The 20,577-nt window shown below is 63.2% G+C and carries 20 protein-coding genes and 2 tRNA genes; 15 read left to right on the top strand and 7 right to left on the bottom strand.

Annotated features, from left to right (window positions below; all coding sequences use genetic code 11):
• Positions 1 to 64 precede the first annotated feature (64 nt).
• The gene (acs, locus tag B2246_RS00585) at positions 65 to 2,047 is read right to left on the bottom strand and encodes an acetate--CoA ligase (RefSeq protein ID WP_186424943.1); all 1,983 of its coding nucleotides are present in this window, start codon (positions 2,045 to 2,047) and stop codon (positions 65 to 67) included.
• Between the two features lie 296 nt (positions 2,048 to 2,343).
• Between acs and B2246_RS00580 the strand changes: the two genes are divergently transcribed.
• The 4 genes from B2246_RS00580 to murI all read left to right on the top strand — a co-directional run bounded on the left by B2246_RS00580 (position 2,344) and on the right by murI (position 6,568).
• Complete coding sequence (locus tag B2246_RS00580; protein ID WP_008642402.1) at positions 2,344 to 3,264, top strand: DMT family transporter; 921 nt, start codon at positions 2,344 to 2,346, stop codon at positions 3,262 to 3,264.
• 93 nt (positions 3,265 to 3,357) lie between these two features.
• On the top strand, positions 3,358 to 3,912 hold the full coding sequence (locus B2246_RS00575; RefSeq protein WP_008642401.1) for a TIGR00645 family protein: 555 nt from the start codon (positions 3,358 to 3,360) through the stop codon (positions 3,910 to 3,912).
• A gap of 153 nt (positions 3,913 to 4,065) precedes the next feature.
• Positions 4,066 to 5,589: a fumarate hydratase gene (locus B2246_RS00570; RefSeq protein WP_008642400.1), complete on the top strand. Its 1,524-nt coding sequence runs from the start codon at positions 4,066 to 4,068 to the stop codon at positions 5,587 to 5,589.
• Positions 5,590 to 5,755: 166 nt separating this feature from the next.
• Positions 5,756 to 6,568 carry a glutamate racemase gene (murI, locus tag B2246_RS00565; RefSeq protein WP_008642399.1) on the top strand — a complete coding sequence of 271 codons (813 nt, stop codon included), beginning with the start codon at positions 5,756 to 5,758 and terminating at the stop codon, positions 6,566 to 6,568.
• On the opposite strand, the gene B2246_RS00560 is transcribed toward murI, so the two are convergent.
• Positions 6,558 to 8,873, bottom strand: coding sequence for an AAA family ATPase (locus B2246_RS00560; protein WP_008642398.1), 2,316 nt, complete (start codon positions 8,871 to 8,873; stop codon positions 6,558 to 6,560). The genes murI and B2246_RS00560 overlap by 11 nt on opposite strands.
• Positions 8,874 to 9,328: 455 nt before the next feature.
• Here B2246_RS00560 and B2246_RS00555 point away from each other — a divergent pair, with 455 nt between their 5' ends.
• From B2246_RS00555 to hemP, 4 genes are all read left to right on the top strand, one after another.
• Positions 9,329 to 9,988: an energy transducer TonB gene (locus tag B2246_RS00555; protein WP_186424940.1), complete on the top strand. Its 660-nt coding sequence runs from the start codon at positions 9,329 to 9,331 to the stop codon at positions 9,986 to 9,988.
• A gap of 53 nt (positions 9,989 to 10,041) precedes the next feature.
• Positions 10,042 to 10,773 (top strand): MotA/TolQ/ExbB proton channel family protein, encoded by a 732-nt coding sequence (locus B2246_RS00550; RefSeq protein WP_008642395.1) that lies wholly within the window; start codon positions 10,042 to 10,044, stop codon positions 10,771 to 10,773.
• Positions 10,774 to 10,805: 32 nt separating this feature from the next.
• On the top strand, positions 10,806 to 11,219 hold the full coding sequence (locus B2246_RS00545) for an ExbD/TolR family protein (RefSeq protein WP_008642394.1): 414 nt from the start codon (positions 10,806 to 10,808) through the stop codon (positions 11,217 to 11,219).
• A gap of 209 nt (positions 11,220 to 11,428) precedes the next feature.
• Entirely contained in the window at positions 11,429 to 11,755 is a 327-nt protein-coding gene (gene hemP, locus B2246_RS00540; protein WP_008642392.1) for a hemin uptake protein HemP, read from the top strand.
• Positions 11,756 to 11,965: 210 nt separating this feature from the next.
• Here the strand turns inward: hemP and B2246_RS00535 are convergent, their stop codons facing one another.
• A complete protein-coding gene (locus B2246_RS00535) occupies positions 11,966 to 12,373 on the bottom strand; it encodes a heme-binding protein (RefSeq protein ID WP_008642389.1) in 408 nt (135 codons plus the stop codon).
• Between the two features lie 248 nt (positions 12,374 to 12,621).
• Positions 12,622 to 12,951 (bottom strand): hypothetical protein, encoded by a 330-nt coding sequence (locus B2246_RS00530; protein WP_186424939.1) that lies wholly within the window; start codon positions 12,949 to 12,951, stop codon positions 12,622 to 12,624.
• Between the two features lie 173 nt (positions 12,952 to 13,124).
• Here B2246_RS00530 and B2246_RS00525 point away from each other — a divergent pair.
• Positions 13,125 to 13,210, top strand: a tRNA-Leu gene (locus tag B2246_RS00525).
• Between the two features lie 8 nt (positions 13,211 to 13,218).
• Here B2246_RS00525 and B2246_RS00520 read toward each other — a convergent pair.
• Positions 13,219 to 14,307: a YeiH family protein gene (locus B2246_RS00520; RefSeq protein WP_286881386.1), complete on the bottom strand. Its 1,089-nt coding sequence runs from the start codon at positions 14,305 to 14,307 to the stop codon at positions 13,219 to 13,221.
• A gap of 102 nt (positions 14,308 to 14,409) precedes the next feature.
• On the opposite strand from B2246_RS00520, the gene B2246_RS00515 reads away from it, so the two are divergent.
• A complete protein-coding gene (locus B2246_RS00515; RefSeq protein ID WP_008642384.1) occupies positions 14,410 to 15,327 on the top strand; it encodes a LysR family transcriptional regulator in 918 nt (305 codons plus the stop codon).
• Between the two features lie 20 nt (positions 15,328 to 15,347).
• On the opposite strand, the gene ybaL is transcribed toward B2246_RS00515, so the two are convergent.
• Together ybaL and B2246_RS00505 are read right to left on the bottom strand one after the other, a co-directional pair.
• The gene (ybaL, locus tag B2246_RS00510) at positions 15,348 to 16,574 is read right to left on the bottom strand and encodes a YbaL family putative K(+) efflux transporter (RefSeq protein ID WP_008642382.1); all 1,227 of its coding nucleotides are present in this window, start codon (positions 16,572 to 16,574) and stop codon (positions 15,348 to 15,350) included.
• Positions 16,575 to 16,966: 392 nt separating this feature from the next.
• Positions 16,967 to 17,040, bottom strand: a tRNA-Cys gene (locus B2246_RS00505).
• Between the two features lie 915 nt (positions 17,041 to 17,955).
• Between B2246_RS00505 and B2246_RS00500 the strand changes: the two genes are divergently transcribed.
• The 5 genes from B2246_RS00500 to B2246_RS00480 all read left to right on the top strand — a co-directional run.
• Positions 17,956 to 18,702 (top strand): hypothetical protein, encoded by a 747-nt coding sequence (locus tag B2246_RS00500; RefSeq protein ID WP_017514169.1) that lies wholly within the window; start codon positions 17,956 to 17,958, stop codon positions 18,700 to 18,702.
• A 118-nt stretch (positions 18,703 to 18,820) separates the two neighbouring features.
• Complete coding sequence (locus B2246_RS00495) at positions 18,821 to 19,033, top strand: AlpA family transcriptional regulator (RefSeq protein ID WP_017514168.1); 213 nt, start codon at positions 18,821 to 18,823, stop codon at positions 19,031 to 19,033.
• A gap of 42 nt (positions 19,034 to 19,075) precedes the next feature.
• A complete protein-coding gene (locus B2246_RS00490) occupies positions 19,076 to 19,951 on the top strand; it encodes a ParA family protein (RefSeq protein WP_017514167.1) in 876 nt (291 codons plus the stop codon).
• Positions 19,935 to 20,204, top strand: coding sequence for a hypothetical protein (locus B2246_RS00485; RefSeq protein ID WP_003050422.1), 270 nt, complete (start codon positions 19,935 to 19,937; stop codon positions 20,202 to 20,204). The genes B2246_RS00490 and B2246_RS00485 overlap by 17 nt, the downstream gene beginning before the upstream one ends.
• The coding region (locus B2246_RS00480) for a ParB family protein (protein WP_286964013.1) at positions 20,197 to 20,577 on the top strand (381 nt) is incomplete at its 3' end. The genes B2246_RS00485 and B2246_RS00480, both read left to right, overlap by 8 nt.

The following is a 20,577-nucleotide window of genomic DNA, read 5'->3' as shown; positions in this document are numbered from 1 at the left end:
GGCACGATGGGTGTCACGGGTGCGTGACCGGGACGATCCGTTTTCCGGATCCGCTTGCTGGCCGTTACTGGGCTTGCTTGAGCTGATCGAGAATGGCCGGGTTCTCCAGCGTCGAGGTGTCCTGCGTGATGTCCTCGCCCTTGGCCAGCGAACGCAGCAGGCGGCGCATGATCTTGCCCGAACGCGTCTTGGGCAGATTGTCGCCGAAGCGGATGTCCTTCGGCTTGGCGATCGGGCCGATTTCCTTGCCCACCCAGTTGCGCAGCTCGGCCGCGATCTTCACGGCCTCTTCAGCCGTCGGACGCGAACGCTTGAGCACCACGAACGCGCAGATCGCCTCTCCGGTGGTGTCATCGGGACGACCCACCACGGCAGCCTCGGCCACCATCGGGTTCGAGACCAGCGCTGACTCGATTTCCATCGTGCCCATGCGGTGGCCCGAGACGTTCAGCACGTCGTCGATACGGCCCATGATCGTGAAGTAGCCGGTTTCCTTGTCGCGGATCGAACCGTCGCCAGCCAGGTACAGCTTGCCGCCGAGTTCCTCGGGGTAGTAGCTCTTCTTGAAGCGCTCCGGGTCGCCCCAGATCGTGCGGATCATCGACGGCCACGGACGCTTGACGACCAGGATGCCGCCATTGCCGTTCGGCACGTCCTGCCCGGTTTCATCGACGATGGCCGCCATGATGCCCGGCAGCGGCAGCGTGCACGAGCCTGGCACCAGCGGCGTGGCGCCCGGCAGCGGCGTGATCATGTGGCCGCCAGTTTCGGTCTGCCAGAACGTATCGACGATCGGGCAACGCTCGCCGCCGATGTTCTTGTAGTACCACATCCATGCCTCTGGGTTGATCGGCTCGCCCACGGTGCCCAGCAGGCGCAGGCTCGAGAGGTCGTACTGCTTCGGATGGATCTTCTCGTCGGCCTCCGCGGCCTTGATCAGCGAGCGGATCGCCGTCGGCGCGGTGTAGAAGATCGAGACCTTGTGGCGCTGGATCATGTCCCAGAACCGGCCGGCGTTCGGGAACGTCGGCACACCTTCGAACACGATCTGCGTGGCGCCTGCGGCCAGCGGGCCGTAGGTGATATAGGTGTGACCGGTGACCCAGCCGATATCGGCCGTGCACCAGAACATGTCATCGGGCTTGATATCGAAGGTCCAGCGCATCGTCATCAGCGCCCACAGCAGGTAGCCGCCCGTGCTGTGCTGCACGCCCTTTGGCTTGCCGGTGGAGCCCGACGTGTAGAGCACGAACAGCGGGTGCTCGGCACCAACGGGCTCGGCGGGGCAGTTATCGGACTGACCGGCGGAGACGTCTTCCATCGAACGATCACGGCCTTCGGTCCAGGCAACGTTACCACCCGTGCGGCGATAGACGATCACGTTCTTGACGGCCTCGCAGCCGCCCAGCGTCAGCGCCTCGTCGGCGATGGCCTTCAGTGGCAGCGCCTTGCCACCACGCATCTGCTCATCGGCCGTGATCAGCGCCACGGCGCCCACGTCCACCAGACGTTCCTGCAGGGACTTGGCCGAGAAGCCGCCGAACACCACCGAGTGCGTGGCGCCGATGCGCGCGCAGGCCTGCATGGCCACTACGCCTTCGACGGACATCGGCATGTAGATCACAACGCGGTCGCCCTTCTTGATGCCAAGGGCCTTCATGCCGTTGGCGAAGCGGCTGACCTTCGCCAGCAGTTCCTGGTAGCTGACGCGCGTCACCGTGCCGTCGTCGGCCTCGAAGACGATGGCCGTCTTGTCGCCGAGGCCCTTCTCGACATTGCGGTCGAGGCAGTTGTACGACGCATTGATCTCGCCATCCTCGAACCACTTGTAGAACGGCGCGTTGCTTTCGTCGAGCACCTTCGTGAACGGCTTGTGCCAGTGCAGCAGCTCGCGCGCGTGGCGGGCCCAGAAGCCCTCGTAGTCCTTTGCAGCCTCGTCGCACAGGGCCTGGTAGGCCTCCATGCTGGGGATCGCGGCGGTCTTGGCGAACGACGCAGGGGGATTGAAAACGCGATGCTCCTGCATCACCGACTCGATGGCGGACATGGGTTGTCTCCTGTTTGACTTTGACTGCTTTCGGTGCAAGGTACGCTCGACGCCTTACTTAAACCTGACGGTTCAGGCAAGCATCCCACTTGCAACGATGCTGCGTCGCAACAGACCGGTGGGGCCTGATTCGGGAGACGCTGGGGCACAAGTGCAGTCGGCTCTACTAAGTTAGCACAGCTATAATGCGGCGGACCCTATACCTGAACGTCGCGCACGCCCTTTCTGGCGCGCCCTTTCTCCGGCGTCAGTGTTTCCGTCGTCTCCACGTCGCACCCCTTCCTGCCGGACACCCCTTGCCCATCCACGCCTTTTTCCTGATCGCCGCCATGGCCCTGGTTGGCAGCAACGTAGGCCTGGGCAAATCCATCATCGCGGAAGTACCGGTACTGCTGTTCGCGCTGCTGCGCTTCCTGATCGCGATCGTCTGCCTTTCCCCGTGGTATCGGCCAGCGCGGATGCGCCAGGTCTCGCGCGGCGAATGGATCAACCTGTTCCTGATGGCGTTCTTCGGCACGTTCATGTTCACGTTGCTGATGCTGGGCGGCGTGCGACTGACCAGCGCGATGGCCGCCGGGGTAATCACCAGCACGATTCCGGCCACGGTGGCCATCCTGTCATGGCTCTGGCTGCGCGAGCGGCTGTCGCGGCGGACGGTGTTCTCGGTGCTGCTGGCCGTGGCGGGTATCGCGGTGCTCAATATCGCGCGCGGCAGCGGTCATGATGCCGCGACCAGCAGCGGCGGCGGCGCGCTGATCGGCAATCTGATGATCCTTGGCGCAGTGGTATGCGAGTCGATTTACGTAATTCTGTCGCGCCGCCTCTCCCAGACCCTGGCCGCAATTGAAATCTGCGCCTACACGCATCTGATCGGCGGCGCGCTGATGCTGCCGCTGGGCCTGGTGCCGCTGTTGACGTTCGACTTCGGCAGCGTGAGCGGCACCACCTGGGCGATGCTGCTCTGGTACGCGCTGTCGGCCAGCGTGTTCTCGTTCTGGCTCTGGATGAAGGGCGTCCGCCATGTTCCGGCACAACTGGCCGGTGTGTTCACGTCGGTGCTGCCGGTGGCCGCGGCCCTCTACGGCATCGTGGTGCTCGGCGAGCGTCCAAGCTGGGCGCACGGCGTCGCGCTGGCCTGCGTGCTCGCAGGCATCGTGCTGGCAAGCTGGCCCGGACCGATCGCGCGCCGGGCGTTCGGAGGCGACCCGGGCCGGTGACGTTCGGTTACCGAATCGCGGAGCGAGGTGTCAAATGTGCACGGTACAATCAGACCACATCCTGATTGTCTTGCTTCATTTACATTCAATTCCATGGCCCACACCCCGCTTCGCCCGATTCCCCGCATCATCTTCGCCTCGCGCTGGCTGCAACTGCCGCTCTATCTCGGCCTGATCATCGCGCAAGGCGTCTACGTCTATCACTTCCTGGTCGAAGTCTGGCACCTGCTGGCGCACGTCACGACCTTCGACGAGACCAAGATCATGCTCGTGGTGCTGGGCCTGATCGACGTGGTGATGATCTCGAACCTGCTGATCATGGTCATCGTGGGCGGATATGAAACCTTCGTGTCGCGCCTGGGCATCGACAACCACCCCGACGAGCCCGAGTGGCTGGATCACGTCAATGCCGGCGTGCTCAAGGTCAAGCTGTCGATGGCGCTGATCGGCATTTCGTCGATCCACCTGCTCAAGACCTTCATCGACGCCGACCAGCGCAGCGAACATACGATCATGTGGCAGGTCATCATCCACGTGGCATTCCTGCTCTCGGCCGTGGCAATGGCCTGGGTGGACCGCATGGTCACGCATCCGCACCCGGCCGCCGGACACGGCGCGTCCGGCGGTGCGGCAGAAGCGACACACTGACCGCCGCGCGGAGACGGCTGCCCGCCACCCGGGTGACGCCTGCGCCCATCCCGCCACCAAACCTCGTGTCGACGGCTGTATGCAAAGCGGCAGTCGTCGCCGCGACGGTGTATGATTCCGGGCTGTGTTTCACCGCTGCCCATCCCCCACAAAATGACAGTCATCAAGCAAGAAGACCTCATCCAGAGCGTCGCCGATTCCCTGCAGTACATCAGCTACTACCATCCGATGGACTACATCACCAGCCTGGGCCGCGCCTATGAGCTGGAAAAGAGTCCGGCCGCCAAGGATGCGATCGCGCAGATCCTGACCAACAGCCGCATGTGCGCCGAAGGCAAGCGCCCGCTGTGCCAGGACACCGGCATCGTGACGGTCTTCCTGAAGGTGGGCATGAACGTGCGCTGGGATGGCGCCACGATGAGCCTGGAAGACATGGTCAACGAAGGCGTGCGCCGCGCGTACAACGACGTGGACAACAAGCTGCGCGCCAGCGTGCTGGCCGATCCGGCCGGCAAGCGCACCAATACCAAGGACAACACCCCGGCGGTGATCAACATGTCGATCGTTCCGGGCGATACGGTGGACGTGATCGTCGCGGCCAAGGGCGGCGGTTCCGAAGCCAAGTCGAAGTTCGTGATGCTCAACCCGTCTGACTCGATCGTCGACTGGGTGCTCAAGACTGTGCCGACCATGGGCGCCGGCTGGTGCCCGCCGGGCATGCTGGGCATCGGCATTGGCGGCACGGCTGAAAAGGCCATGCTGCTGGCCAAGGAAGCCCTGATGGAGCCGATCGACATTCAGGACCTGCTCGCCCGCGGCCCGAGCAACCGCGCCGAAGAACTGCGCATCGAGCTGTACGAGAAGGTCAACGCACTGGGCATCGGCGCGCAGGGCCTGGGCGGCCTGGCCACCGTGCTCGACGTGAAGGTACTGGACTACCCGACCCACGCGGCCAACCTGCCTGTGGCAATGATCCCGAACTGCGCGGCCACCCGCCACGCGCACTTCACGCTGGACGGCAGCGGCGTTGCCAAGCTGGAGGCGCCGGACCTGTCGCAATGGCCGAAGGTCGAGTGGGCACCGAACACCGAAACGTCGAAAAGCGTTGACCTGAACACGCTGACGCCGGAAGAAGTCGCCTCGTGGAAGCCCGGCCAGACGCTGCTGCTGAACGGCAAGATGCTGACCGGCCGTGATGCCGCGCACAAGCGCATCGCCGACATGCTGGCCAAGGGCGAGAAGCTGCCGATCGACTTCACGAACCGCGTGATCTACTACGTGGGCCCTGTGGATCCCGTACGTGACGAAGTGGTTGGCCCGGCTGGCCCCACCACCGCCACCCGCATGGACAAGTTCACCGAGACGATGCTGTCGCAGACCGGCCTGATCGCCATGATCGGCAAGGCCGAGCGTGGCCCCACCGCGATCGAATCGATCCAGAAGCACAAGTCGGCCTACCTGATGGCCGTGGGTGGCGCTGCCTACCTCGTGTCGAAGGCGATCCGTGGCGCCAAGGTCCTGGCCTTCGAAGACCTCGGCATGGAAGCCATCTACGAGTTCGACGTCAAGGACATGCCGGTGACGGTGGCCGTGGATAGCTCGGGCACGTCCGTCCACAAGACCGGCCCCGCCGAGTGGCAGGCCAAGATCGGCAAGATTCCGGTCGCGACGGCCTAAATCCGGCTACTTGTAGTACACCCCTCTCCCGCTGCGTGGAAGAGGGGTTGGGGGAGAAGGTGCAGTGGTTCAGATCGCGACTTGTCGTTGATGGAACAGCCCGCCCTCTCCCCTTCCCTCTTCCGCAAGCGAGAGAGGGAAGCAAACCCTCCTCGACCTTGCGCGCGTGAACCCCTCCCCCATCGGCATCTTCGATTCTGGCCTTGGCGGCCTGTCGGTCCTGCGCGAAGTGCGCGCGCTGCTGCCGCACGAGTCGCTGCTCTACTTCGCCGATTCCCGTTACGCCCCGTATGGCGAAAAGCCCGAGCATTTCGTGGAGGCCCGCACGCTACAGGTTTGCGAATGGCTCGTCGCGCAGGGATGCAAGGCACTGGTGATCGCCTGCAATACCGCAACGATGCACGCGGTGCAGACACTGCGTGAGCGTCTTGCCGTGCCGATCATCGGCGTGGAACCGGGACTCAAACCCGCCGCCGCGGCCAGCCGCAGCAAGGTGGTGGGCGTGCTGGCCACGGCCAATACACTGAAGAGCGCCAAATTCAACCGGCTGCTGACCTCGCTCGGCAATGAGAGTCGCTTTCTCTGCGAGGCAGGCATCGGCCTGGTACCGCTGATCGAGCAAGGTGATGTGTCGAGCGACACGGTCCGCCAAACGCTGGGGACCCTGCTCTCACCCATGCTCGAGGCTGGCGCCGACACCCTCGTACTGGGCTGCACGCACTACCCGTTCTTGTCGGAAACGATTGATGACCTGGTCGACGGACGACTGGCACTGATCGACACGGGCGTGGCCATCGCACGCCAACTCGCACGCAAGCTCGCGGAGTTCGACCTGGCGGCCAGTCCCGACACGGCGCCGAGCGTGCGCTACCTGTCCACCAAGGACGCCGCCCATCTACGCGAAATGGCCGCAGCGCTGCTTCATGTCGAGGCCAACGCCGAGACGGTCGTGATCGAACCTGCTCCAGCTACTGAATGAAGCCCAGCGGCTTGTGATGTCGCACCTCGGGCTTCACGGCGTGTTCCTGACGTAGCTGCGCCAGAAATTCCTCGGGCGTCAGCGCTTCGCCAAGCACCACGCACTGCCGTTTGACTGTCGCGAAATCGCCCGGTGTCAGGCAATCCATCCCATCGAGTTCCCGGCGAATCGCGTCGGTCATGTTCGTCGCATCGCCATCGAGCGCTTCGTCGACGAACATCGAGATCCGTTGCACCGGCTTGAGCGCCTGGAAGCGGATCTTGAACGAGAACCGACGCAGCGCGGCTTCATCGATCCGATCGAACAGATTGGTGGTGCAAATGAAGATGCCGTTGAAGCGTTCCATTCCCTGCAGCATCTCGTTGACTTCGGACACCTCGTAATTGCGCACCGCTTGCTGGCGGCTTTGCATGAAGCTGTCAGCTTCGTCCAGAAGCAGCACCGCCCCGTCCTCCTCCGCGCGCGCGAACATGGCCGCGATCTGCTGCTCGGTCTCGCCCACATACTTGCTCATCAGGTCGGAGGCGCGGCGAATCATAAGCGGCAGATCGAGCTCGGCGGCGATGTGCTCGGCCAACGCGGTCTTTCCCGTGCCCGGTGGCCCATAGAAGCAGAGCGTGCCGCGCTTGCGCGCGCCGAGGGCCTGCACGATCTTGTTCACCGCATAGCGCGTTTCCAGATTCAGATTATCCAGGCGATAGTGCGTCACCACGGGACGTGCCTCCGCTTCGGGCTGCAATCCCATGGCGCGATCCGCGTGTTCAAGTTGCCGCAGGATCAGCGCTTCCACGGGTTCCTCGACATCGGGCCGCGCCAGTTCCACGAACCGCGCGGCTGACTGTACCTGCGCCGGTGTCAGCGTCTTGCGGGCTGCGAGCGTGGCGATGAAGGCATCACTGACGGCCAGACCGCCCAGGTGCTTGCGGATAATGTTCTCCCGCACCAGCGGCGGCGGGATCTTCAGCTCCAGATGGAACTGGAAGCGGCGCAGGTATGCCGGATCGATCTGCCGGATCGAATTCGAGATCCAGATCACCGGCACCGGATTCTGTTCCAGAGTCTGGTTGACCCACGCTTTGCCGTTGACTGAACCGCGCGTGTCTTCCTGGCCGAACAGACTCATCAACTCGCGCGCGCTGCCCGGAAATACGTCCTCCACCTCGTCGAACAGCAGGGCCGTGCGCGGCCGCCCGCGCAGAAAGGCCTGCGAGACTTGCAGCGACCGATACCGATCCTTGCCCGAAAGACTGTTGCCATCTCGATCGAAGCAGTCGACCTCATAAAGTTCGCACTCGGCCTCTCGCGCGATCAGTCGCGCGAACTCGGTCTTGCCTGTGCCGGGCGGGCCATAGATCAGAACATTGACGCCGGTGGCATTCTGTCGCGTGGCATTGGCCATCAGTGCCGTGAGGTAACGGGCGTCGGCTTCCACATGCGGATAGTCGCTCGTCCCCAGCGTCGGCGGTGCGGCTGGCCGCGTGAACACGGCCATCATATCCGCCTCGCTGGCGTAGTTGCCGAGCAGGACGTGCAACAGACGATCGGACAGGCGCATCAAGTCGCCCAGATCGGTCACGCTGTTTTCCGGCAGGGGTTGCTCGATCAGATTGAGGGTTTCGAGCCGTGAACCCGGGCGCAGCGAGACGGCAATATCGCCGGGGCTGGCACCAGTCAGGCCCGCCAGGATCTGAAATGCTTCCTGGCTGTGAGCAACCTTGCAGTCGACCATGACCGCGCGAAGATCGCGCTTGTACTTCGCCAGCGCCGCGAACAGCAGCAACTTGCGCTCATGCTCGGGCAGGTTGAGCACGTGGCTGAGCATGTCGATATTGCGCACCAGCAGCACGCGTTCGCCATCGAGCCTCGCCGTAATGGCGGCAGACGAGGCCGCGAACACGGCAAACATGTCCTTGGCGTGGTATTTGACGTACTCGTCGAGGTAGTAAAACAGCGCACTTTCATCGAAGGCGCTATTCCATTGGCCATGGCGATCGAGAAACTCTTCCGGGGAAAGCCGCGCAGCCCCCTTCCACGCCGGCATGTCGGCACAGCGCGCCGACAGAAACCGCTGCACGCGCAGCACCACGCCGTAGGGCCAGACCATTTCCTGCGCGCTGACGGTAAGCACGTCATTGATATTGCTGCGCAGATTGAAGCGGGGACCAAGCGCGCAGACCACGCGCAGCGCGAACTGCGCGCACATCCAGTCCAGCGGCGACGTACCCGCGACGCCGGACGAGGCGCGCAACAGCGTGGTGCGGTCGTCCATCATGCGGTCGTCATCAGCAAAACGGGTAAAGTCCATTGCCAGTTCCCTTCGCACGGGGCGTTCGGCGTCCGGACCGCGGGGAACGCGCTGCACCTGTGCCGTGTCTGCCGCTAATGGCTGTAGTTGTTAATCCTAGCGCGGTTTTGCGGGTGTGGAGCATCGGCGAGACGTTGCGTTACGCGAGCTGGCCCACGTAACGCACCCGCAACCCCTGAGTACCCATTGATGCGGCGCGCATCCGAGGATGGAAAGAATCCCGATCACGCATTGCACAATGCGCAACAAATAAGAATCATTATCGTTTATACTGTCGCCCTGATACGCTACCCAAGAGTGGCGCTCCCCCGGGAACCGGTTTCTTCGAGGTATCTATTTCTGGAGCGTTATCATCATGGAACTGCTATTGAGCCTGCTGGTCGGATGTGGCATCTCGCTGATCCTGTTCTACCGCAAGTGATTGCGCCATCTGGCGTGCACCTGTCGTTCTTCACATGTTCGATCAACGTTTCTTCAAGATCACCATCGCGGTCCTGCTGTTCCACGCAGGACTGCTGTATTTGATCCAGAGCGGGCTGGCTCGCAAGATGACGGAAGCTGTCATCGCTCCCGAGATCATCGCCCGCATCATCCCGATGGAACCTCCGCAGCAGCCGCCGGCGCCAGAGCCGCCCAAGCAGCAGCCGCAAACACCGCCCAAGCAGGTCAAGGTCGTGACGCCACGCCCGACGCCGCCCAAGCCGCAACCCACGCCTACGCCCGTGGCATCGCTACCGCCTTCGCCTACCGCGATCGAAGCGCCGCCCGCTCCGCCTGCGCCACCAGCGCCCGCTCCGGAGCCCGCCGCGCCTGCAGCCTCGGCGAATGCCGCACCGCGTGCAGTAGGTATCGGCGAAATCGCATGTTCGCCGCCTCAGGTCACGTATCCGTCGCAGTCGCGCCGGATGGGCGAAACCGGCAAGACCGTGGTGCGTTTGACCACGGACGAGACCGGACGTGTGGTAAAGACGGCCATCGTCACGTCGAGCGGATCGACACGCCTGGATACGGCGGCGGTCAATGCGGTGCAGGCGATGCGTTGCAAGCCCTATATGGATAATGGTCGCGCCGTGGCGGTAACCGCTCAGCAGCCGATCAATTTCGAACTGAACTGATTCCCCGGAATCTTTCCGACACTTCCTTACACTGACCCTTTTCAGGAACCACCATGCAGGACCTCGGACTTTCCCACCTCTGGTCGCAAGGCGATTTCGTCATGCGCGCGACCGCCATCATTCTGCTGATCATGTCGCTGCTGTCGTGGATCGTGATCCTCACCAAGGCGTGGGATCTGATCCGCCTCAAGAAGATGGCGCACGGCGCGGAAAAGCGCTTCTGGCATTCCGACGATTTCGACCACGCGCTCGACACGCTCGGCGCCAACGATGCCAACCCGTTCCGTATGCTGGCCGTCACCGGCCGCGAGGCGGCCCAGCATCACCGCGCCAGCCAGCCGCAATTGCATGACGCACTCGACATCTCGGACTGGCTGACCCGTTCGCTCAAGAGCGCGATCGACGAAGCCGTGGCGCGGATGCAGTCAGGTCTGGCCATTCTGGCTTCGGTGGGTTCGACGGCCCCGTTCGTTGGCCTGTTCGGCACCGTGTGGGGCATCTATCACGCACTGATCGGCATCGGCGCCTCCGGGGTGCCGACCATCGACAAGGTTGCCGGCCCGGTGGGCGAAGCACTGATCATGACCGCCTTCGGCCTGGCCGTGGCGATCCCGGCCGTGCTCGGCTACAACGCGCTGAGCCGTGGCAACAAGGGCGTCATCAGCAAGCTGAACCGCTTCGCGCACGACCTGCACGCCTATTTCGTGACCGGCGCCCGTGTGCGCCCGACCACTGGTGGCGTCCGCGCCGATGACGCGTCGGTCCGCCTGGCCGTCAAGAACTAAGTCTGCCCGGCAGACGCAGGAAGGAAAGCATCATGGCATTCGGCACGCTCGACGGAGATGATGACGAGGTGATGAGCGAGATCAACATGACGCCACTGGTCGACGTCATGCTGGTGCTGCTGATCATCTTCATCATCACAATTCCCGTCATCAATCACGCGGTGAAGATCGACCTGCCGCGCGCGACCAACCAGCCCAACGACTCCAAGCCGCAGAGCATCAATGTCTCGATCGATGCCCAAGGCAAGGTGTTCTGGAACCAGCAGGAAGTTGACGAGGCCACACTGGATCAGCGCATTGCAGAAGCCGCCTTGCAGCAGCCGCAACCGGAGTTGCATCTGCGCGCGGACCGCGAAGTGCGCTACGAGCGCGTCGCCCAGGTCATGGCCGCGGCGCAGCACGGTGGACTCGGCAAGATCGGGTTCATCACCGAACCGAAGCACTAGGCCGGTCGCGCAACTGCGTCATCGCAACAAGGGCACCCCTCGGGGTGCCCTTGTTTTTTAGTGATCGGCGCCTTATCTGCTCAAGAGCCGTGTTCGAAGACTGATGTGGGTGTAACGAATTGCGATCTCACTTGTAATGATAACAATTCTCATTTATGATTCTCTCCATCGTCACCGACACCTATTGAATACTTCGTACGGAGAAGACCATGAGCACCCTGAGCCTGCCGATGTCGCAACCGCGTGAAGTCACGCGCCGCCGTCTGTCACTGCGCCGCGTGGAGGTTGTCCAGCAGGACAGGCGCGAGACATCGACGGCCTCGTCAGCAATCGAATCGGTCAAATCGGCGGTCGCCGCCCTGCCCGCTCGCCTCGAAGCACTGATGCGCCATGACGCGCCGGCCGACGGTAGTACCGCGCAACCCGTACCGCTGGAAGCCATCATGCACGGTGCGACGACGCTGCCGATCCTGCACAACGGGAACGTCTATACGCTGCGTGTCACGCGCTACGGGAAACTGATCCTGACCAAGTGATCTGATCAGGTGGCCCGGACCGAAAGGTCGGGCATGCAAAGACTTTTGTGGGGACCGCCCTGTACCGGGGCGTTGGGCAGTAGCCAGTCGATTGGATTCCCGGCATAGCAAGCAACTCCAAACCCCTTGCCGCGCCGACCACGCCAGCCATGCCGCTTTTTTATACCGCCCCGCGGACGTTGCGTTCGCGGGGCTTTTTGCTTTGGGCGCTCAGAGGCCCAGCGAAGCAATACCAGCGCGTGCGATCTGTGCGTCTTCGGTCGACTTCACGCCCGACACACCAACTGCGCCCACCACCTGGCCATTGGCGACGATGGGCACACCGCCCTCCAGCATGCCGTTCAGTACCGGGGCAGTCATGAACGAGTAGCGGCCATTGTTGATCATGTCTTCGTAGATCTTGGATTCACGACGACCCAGCGACGCGGTGCGCGCCTTCTCCGTGGCGATGTAGGCCGAGATCGGCGCTACGCCATCCAGACGCTGCATTGCCAGCGGATGACCACCGTCATCGACGACCACAATCGTGACGGCCCAGTTGTTGGCCAGGGCTTCGGCCTCGGCAGCGGCCATCACCTTCTTCACGTCATCTGCCGTCAGTACGGTTTTTTGCTGCATTACCTCTCTCCATCGATTCATGTCAGGGATGAGGCGCAAGTATATCGCTCCCCGGGGCGGGCCGATGCATTCCACGACAGCGGCAAAATGTGAAAGACCTTCACCCAGCGCACGACTTGACGCGTTGTCACGCACGCAAGACACCCGGCAACGCCGAAGGCGCCGGAGAGCACGCCTGCCAGTGACCGCCAGAAATAAAAGAAGCCCCAGTCAGGGGCTTCTTTCTCGGATGACATCCTGCCGGTCAATCAGTCATGCCAGCGGCCGTGACCATGGCCGCGACCATGCCAGCCCGGGCCGTAGTAGTAGCGGGGTCCACCGCGGTAGTAACCGTAACCGCCATAGTAGACCGGAGCCGGCCGCACCACGACGGGAGGAGGACCATAGTAGGCGGGTCCAGGCGCGACCACCACCGGCGGCGGCGGCGCGTAGTAGACCGGCGCTGGCGGGTAATAGGCCGGAGCACCAATCACCACGCCCGGCACGCCGATCGCCACGCCAACGCTCACATGTGCCATTGCAGCGCCCGACATCAGCGCGGCGGTCACACCGAATGCTGCGAACAACCAACGTTTCATGATCGTGCCTCTTGGAATTTGGATTCTGATAACCGAATTGTAGAGGTTCACGCTTTTTCAGGTGAAACGGCGGGCGCTACATTGTTACCACCGGTAACAGGCACATCACTTCTGTCGCAAGTTGAACAGCTTGCGTCCGGCAGGCTAAGCCACCACAATACCGGGCTTGCCGTGCGGCCGTGGAGAAATTGGTAGACTCAGCAGACTTAAAATCTGCCGCCTTCCGGGCTTACGGGTTCGAGTCCCGTCGGCCGCACCAGGCTCTCCTCAGACCAGCAGCGCGCAAAGCGCAGCACCAACGACCATCAGGAAGAGGAAGAGGACGCCCGCCAAGGCCAGTGGCTTGCGGCCGGCGCGAAGCAGATCTCCGATGCGGGTGTGCAGGCCGATGGCAAGCATGGCGCAAGCTAGCATCCAGTTATCGAAGCCAATCAGGACAGGCTTCCAGTCCGCCGGCACCATCTGGGCTGAATTCAGCGCCATTACAGCGACGAAACCCAACGCGAACCAAGGTACCGACCGGAGCAGCCCACGCAGGTTGCGCGAGCCACCGGACTCCTGCGACCAGCTCGTGCGGGGCCACAGCGCCATGACCAGCAGCAGCGGGCCCAGTGCGAGCACGCGTACCATTTTCGCGACCACCGCCGCATCGGCCGCACCATCGCTGACCATCTTTCCCGAGGCAATCACCTGGGCCACTTCATGCAGCGTGGCGCCGGCAAAGATGCCAAAGCTCCGTTCGCTGATGGCAAGGTGCCAGTGTAGCGTGGCGAGTTCGTAGAGCCAGGGGTAAAGCAACATCCCCACCGTTCCGAAAAGCACCACCGTGGCGACCGCCACAGCCGTTTGCCGGTCATCGGTACGCACGACCGACGACACCGCAATCGCCGCCGCCGCTCCGCAAACTGCACTACCGGCGCTGACCAGGATGGCTTCGCGACGGCTCAACCCGAAGATCGACGATCCGACCCACGTGCCGAAGAGCAGCGTGGCGACGAGCATCGTCAGCGGCACCACCACCCCACCGACGCCAAGCGCCGCAATTGCGCCAAATGTCAGGCGAAGGCCGTACAGGGCGACACCGAGACGCAACAGATGATGGCGCGCGAACTGCATCCCGGGGGCAAGCGGCGCAAGCCAGTGTTTCGGCATCGTATTGGCAGCCACCATGCCTGCGCCCATCGACAGGGTCAGGGCAGAAAGGCCGTAATGGGCAATCGCGGGGTGATCGGCGAGGACCATGGAGATCCACGCGATGGCGCCAAGCGGAAAGAGCGTAATTAGCCTCATGCGCCAGAGCGCCAGCGCCGACTGCGGAGTCGAGGAAATCGCGGGTGTAGCAGGCGTGGAAGACATGGCGGCAACTGGTTCTCGTCGGATGCCATGCAGGGTATCGACGTACATCTAACCCGTAAAACGGGTAATATCGGTAGTCGTAACCCTAAATATCGATAAATTATGGATCAGCGCCCGCTACGCCTTACCTTGCGCCAGCTGCAGGTGTTCGTGGCAGTGGCCCAGCACGGCAGCACGATCGCGGCGGCCGACGCCCTTGCGATGTCGCAATCGGCCGTCAGCGCATCGCTGGCCGAGCTCGAGCGAGCACTGAACGGGGCGCTATTCGACCGGGTGGCCAGACGCCTTGCGATCAATGAGGCGGGACGGCAGTTCTTTCCCCGCGCACTATCGCTACTCGATCAGGCGCAGGAACTGGAGCGCTTCGCCTCGGAAGGCGGCGTCCAACTGCGCATCGCCGCCAGCAACACCATCGGCAGCTATCTCCTGCCTGCCTTGCTGGCGGGCTTCCGCAATGCCCAGACTGGCCCATGCGCACTCGACCTCCGCATCGGCAACACCCAGGATGTGTTGCAGTCACTGATGAAGTTCGAGGCCGACATCGGCCTGATAGAAGGTACGAGCCATGAGCGCGATCTGCGCAGCGTGCATTGGTGCGATGACGAGATGGTGGTGGTCGTTGGGCCTACGCATCCGTTGGCCCTCGCGGGCGAGCAATCGCCGCAGTTTCACGACATGCTGCGCGACGCAGACTGGATCGTGCGAGAACCAGGCTCCGGCACGCGTGAAATTATCGAAGCCCGCCTGGTACCCGAACTGGGCGCGCTGCGATTTGCACTGGAACTCGGCAATGCGGAAGCCATCAAGCGCGCCGTCATGAGCGGATTCGGCGTCAGCTGCCTGTCGTTGCACGTCGTACGCGACGAAATCGAGCGTGGGCTACTCGTCGCGCTACGAAGCGACCTGCCCCGCGTGATCCGCCCGCTCCAGTTGGTCGTCCACCAGGACAAGTTTCCCACCCAGGGGCTGCTTGCGTTTACCGAGTACCTGCGAGGCGTGGCGCCGAGTCTCGGCGCCTGACAGCGCTATACGGCAACCGGTCAGGCAGGTTGCGGATCGCCCTGTCCGTCTTCGCGCGCGGTGTAGCGGTCGAGCAGGTGAAACAGCACGGGATTGAGCACAATCGACAGCAATGCACCCGCAAGGATCAGCGCCTGCCCCCGCTCTGGCAGGATGTCCAGATAGACACCGAGGCTGGCCAGAATGAAGGAGAACTCGCCGATCTGTGCGAGGCTCACGGCAATCGTCAGACCGGTCCGGTTATTCAGGCCAAAGGCCCTCACGATGCCGAGCGCGGCGAGCGACTTGCCGACGACGATAATCAGGAGCGTCGCCAGCACACCCCAAGGGTCGTTGACTAGCACCATGGGGTCGAACAGCATGCCCACCGAGACAAAGAACAGCACCGAGAAGGCATCGCGCAGCGGCAGTGATTCCTCTGCCGCGCGATGGCTGAACTCCGATTCGGCCAGCACCATGCCCGCGAAGAAGGCGCCGAGGGCAAACGACACGCCGAACAACGCATAGGCGCCGAAGGCCACACCCAGCGCAGTGGCCAGCACCCCAAGGCGGAACAACTCGCGACTACCGGTCCAGACAATGCGCTCAAGCATCCACGGAATGAAGCGCCGGCCAATCACCAGCATCACCGCGACGAACGCGGCCACCTTGCCAAGCGTGGAGAGGACCTCGATCAGTACCTCCATCGTGGTCGGCGCTGTCGCATTGGCATCACCGCCGCCAAGCAAGCGCGCCATGGCCGGCAGCAACACCAGCGTCAACACCATCGCCAGATCTTCGACGATCAGCCAGCCCACAGCAATGCGGCCTTGTGGCGACTCGATCAGATCGCGCTCTTGCAGCGCGCGCAGCAGCACCACGGTACTGGCCACCGAGAGTGCCAGTCCGTACACGAGCCCTTGCCCCCAGGACCAGTCGAACCCCCAGGCCACCAACATGCTGAGGGCCGTGGCAATGCTGATCTGGACGATCGCCCCCGGGATGGCGATTCGCTTCACGGCCATCAGGTCCTTGACCGAGAAATGCAGCCCGACGCCGAACATCAGCAAGATCACGCCTAGCTCCGCGAGTTCCGGCGCCAGCGTCTGATCCGCCGTGTAGCCAGGCGTGTGCGGCCCCACGACGATGCCCGCGCAAAGATAGCCGATCAGCGGTGGTAGCCTGAACTTGTTGGCAATCGCACCCAGAATGAACGCCAGCACGATACCGCCGACGATTGTGCTGATGAGCGGGGTGGCGTGATGCATGCGTCTGGGGTTCCTTTATGGTTGTCTCGATGTTCTGGGGACCACCCGCCCCTCGTGGCCGCCCCTACGGGCATCGCACGACGAGATCATGCCCCCGCGAAGGGCACAAGGAAGAGACGGATAGTACGGGAAGAGCAGACCGCGACGCGCGGGCGCCAATTGCGGCGCAACGCTCCACGGCAAGGAGAGTGCATCGGAATACAACTACGCGAGGTGGATTGCCACGCCAAGCGTCGTCCCGAATGCGGTACGGCATGACGTAATGTAACACGCGCACCACGCAGGCAAATGTGAGAGCAGTCGCAAAAAATCCGCGATGTCCCAAAGAAGCTGAAGTAGGTAAAGCTCGAAAAGCAAAACGGCGCCACATCGGGCGCCGTTTTGCTTGAGACTGGAGGCGGAGGTCGGAATCGAACCGGCGTACACGGCTTTGCAGGCCGCTGCATAACCACTCTGCCACCCCGCCAGGTGACGATGCTGGATTGTATCCGCATTCGTTGCGACCGTCGTCACCGACATAGCCACAACCCGGAGGCAATCCCGAGAAAGAAAAAGGGAAGCGCTGCTTCCCTTTGGGATTGGAGCGGGAGACGAGTCATGCACTAGAGCGCTAAGTCTCTGTTTCCCAATCACTTTCTCCACTGTGGTGATCAGCGAAGACCTCAATTATAGCCTTGTTTTTCGCCCTCGGCAACAAAGTTCATCCAGCGGCATCCATCAACGTCCAAGGACGTTCCAACCGCCGCGTCGCTGTACCCGGAACCATCCTGCCCCGGCCGCTTCCACCTACCGCATCGCGACTGCGACGGAGGCTGGAACGGACCCGCGCTGATGCCGTACTCGCGCGCTCCTGCGTCGCCGACCAGTGGACGCGCGCGAGCACGGCGACAAACACATGCTGCACGCTCACGCCGTCGCACATGACTGAGTAGGAGCGTCACGCAACGGGCTCCACTGGGCACAGTGCTTCACTGCAGGATGCTATGTCGATATATCAGGATGCCGAACGGAGCATGACGCACCTGGCCCTCGTCCATGTCCACCTGGGCATCGGGTGCCGGGAACGCCCCTAGCGCGCCCTGTGAAACCGCTGGGCTATCACACCATACCGAATCGGTCTTGATGGGCTTTGCGCCACCCATGACGCTGGTACCGTGAGCGCCAATATCGAGCCTGCGTCCTCATCGCTCGATGGGCCGGCACCCGATCGATTCTTGCACATCGAGCAAGACGAGGCCACCTGCGGCGGATGCCAATCATCTCGCCCGCCTACTGTCAGGGCATCGTCCCAGGCAACCGCCGCAGGCCATAACGACACAACAGCCCTTGGCAGGGCAAGAAAGGAGCCGGTGATGTAGCGCTTCCGAAAGGAGACGAAGACATGAACAAGGACATTCCAACAGCTAAGGTGTTCTATCGTCCCATCGAAGCGGCCATCCGGTGGGCCGGCTTGCTGCGGTACCTGCCAATGATCCTGGCCACCATCGCATCACCGCGCTTCCTGCCTCCATCGCTGAATTGCCCAAGGTGGAATGAGTGCCGGCTGTACTCGGAGCGCATCTATGACGGCATCCTCAATGGGGAACTGCCCTACGGCCACAACGGGATCACACTCAATGACCCGAAGCTGCTGCAGTCACCAGACCTGACCGTTCGCCATGTCGATCTGAAGCGCTGGATGCGCACCCACTATCCCGAGCACCGGCCAGGATTTCTGTTCAGCCGTGGCGAACGCATGGCGCATCCTTTTATCACCATGGAAACAGGACAGGCGATTCTGATCGAGCGACTGGCACTTCAGGCGGCCCTGGAGCATGCCCGGCACCAGATGCAGGAATTGCAGGAGCAGCGCGACACCTTGCTCAAGCAGTCCACCGCGCTGCTGGCCTCCAAGCAATGCGAGATCAGCGAGCGGGCGGAGACGACCTATCTCAACATCATCGGCGGGATGCTGACGCTGATGCTGGGCCAGTCCCCTTCGGGTGCGCCTTATTCCAGCTTCAAAACACAGGAGGCACTTGTCTCGGCATTGGTCGCCCATTACGGCGGCACCATGGGCATCACGGAGCGAACCTTGAACGGCAAGTTCGCCAACGCGAGAAAGTACGTCCGTAGCGCAAGCGCATGAGGTTTTCCAGCTTGTATGTGCAACCGTGGAAATTGCATTTGCAATGTCTTTCCGCAGCCGTGTCTATTGAATAGAGGTCACGCCAACAAACGCCACCGAGCGTTCAGGAGTGACCGCCATGTCGCAGACCCCTGTACTCCCGCCGAACGAGCGCCGCATCCTGCGCCTCGATGAAGTCGAAGCAAAGTCCGGCTTCAAACGCGCCCACATCTACAACCTGATGAAGAAGCGCGAGTTCCCCCAGGCGCTGCGCCTGGGCGTGCGCGCTGTCGGCTGGGACTCGACCGAAATCGACCAGTGGATCGCCGAGCGCCTCAACCACCGGACCTGACCCGCTCTCCCGCGGACTTCCCATTCCCAGCCGGAGAGCGCCATGCAGGTCGTATCCATCATTTCAACGAAGGGCGGGGTCGGCAAGACCACGACGGCCGCCAACCTGGGCGGGCTCGCCGCCGATGCGGGCCTGCGTGTGCTGCTGCTCGACCTCGACGTGCAGCCCACGCTGTCTTCCTACTACGAACTGGCTCACCGCGCGCCCGGCGGCATCTACGAGCTGCTGGCCTTTAACGAGCGCGACCTCGGCCAGCTCGTGTCCCGCACGATCATCGCGGGCCTGGACCTGGTGCTGTCCAACGACCACCGCGGCGAGCTGAACACGTTGTTGCTGCATGCGCCGGATGGCCGCCTGCGGCTGCGGCATCTGCTGCCAGCGCTTGCTCCCCTCTACGACCTGATGCTGATCGACACCCAGGGCGCGCGTTCCGTGCTGCTGGAGATGGCGGTGCTCGCCTCCGATCTCGCGCTGTCGCCCGTCACGCCGGAAATCCTCGCGGCACGCGAGCTGCGGCGCGGCACCATGCAGTTGCTCGAAGACATCGCGCCGTACCGACACCTGGGCATCGAACCGCCGCCGCTGCACCTGCTCATCAACCGCGTCCACCCGGTGTCCGCCAACGCACGGCTGATTCAGCAGGCCCTGCGCGACCTGTTCCAAGACAGCGTCGGCATCCGCGTGCTCGCCACCGACGTGCCGGCGATAGAAGCGTATCCACGTGCCGCAACGCGCGGCCTGCCGGTGCATCGGATTGAGCGCCGCCAGCCGCCCGGCAGAGTCGCCCCTGCCGCGCTCGACACGATGCGCGCTCTCGCCAGCGAGTTGTTTCCGCAATGGCAGGACCGACTGGCTCAAGTATCCGGCCGCCCGCAGCGACCTCTTGATCCTGGGAGGCCCCATGGCGAACGCACATGAGCTGGCCCGTGGCCACAAGCGGCTGCGCGCCCTGATCGAGTTCGCGGTCGGTGAAGGCTGGCACGTCAAGCGCACGCCGGGCGGACACCTCAAGTTCACCAAGGCCGGCTGCGCGGCGATCTACACGAGTTCGACAGCGAGTGACCACCGGGCCGAATTGAACGCCCGTGCCCAGATCCGCCGCGCCGAGCGCGAGGCCCGCATGGCGCCGGCCGGCGGCCGCGGGGACTGCGAGGGGTGCGGGCATGGCTGACATGACCTCGCAGGACATGGCCGGCAAGCTGCTTGCGGCCGGCTTCGAGCGCAGCGGCCCAGCGGCTACGGCCTTGAGCGACCCGATCGCGGACACGCCCATGGTCGTGACGCTGGACCAGTTGCGGCCCTACGACCATGACCCGCGCATGAAGCGCAACCCTGCTTACGAGGAAATCAAGGCGTCCATCCGCGAGCGCGGCCTGGACGCGGCGCCGGCCATCACCCGGCGGCCCGGCGAGGACCACTACATCATCCGCAACGGCGGCAACACGCGACTGGCGATCCTGCGCGAACTCTGGTCGGAGACCAAGGACGAACGCTTCTTCCGCATATCGTGCCTGTTTCGGCCATGGCCGGAGCGCGGTGAAATC

This window comes from Cupriavidus sp. UBA2010 (assembly GCF_002335265.1).
In the GTDB taxonomy this organism is placed as follows: domain Bacteria; phylum Pseudomonadota; class Gammaproteobacteria; order Burkholderiales; family Burkholderiaceae; genus Cupriavidus; species Cupriavidus metallidurans.
Note: the sequence above shows the minus strand (reverse complement) of the source record. Positions and strands in the feature narration are given on the sequence as shown.